The sequence below is a fragment of the Halorubrum sp. SP3 genome (assembly GCF_005435195.1).
In the GTDB taxonomy this organism is placed as follows: Archaea; Halobacteriota; Halobacteria; order Halobacteriales; family Haloferacaceae; genus Halorubrum; species Halorubrum sodomense.
In genome coordinates, this window is the sequence record NZ_SGTU01000730.1 from 1 (window position 1) to 228 (window position 228).

At 67.5% G+C, this 228-nt stretch carries 1 protein-coding gene; it reads right to left on the reverse strand.

Translation table 11 applies throughout. From position 1 onward, the window contains the following. Window positions 1-39 precede the first annotated feature (39 nt). Window positions 40-228: CDGSH iron-sulfur domain-containing protein (locus EXE42_RS18070; RefSeq protein WP_137707144.1), on the reverse strand; the 189-nt coding region annotated here is incomplete at its 5' end.

The window sequence follows — 228 nt, forward strand, 5'->3', positions numbered from 1 at the left end:
AAGCGCGACCGCCGGCCCGACCGCGGACGGCGGCTCCCGCTACTCGTCCTCGTACCCGATCTCGTCGATCGCGCGCCGCTCGCCGTCCGAATCGTCGTTCGCGTACTTGTAGACGACCCCGTCTTCCTCGTCTGCCGTCGTCTTGTGCGACCCGTCACAGAGCGGTTTCGAGTCCGACAGGCCGCACCGACAGACGTAGATGAGGCCGTCGTCGCCCTTGTCGTCGTC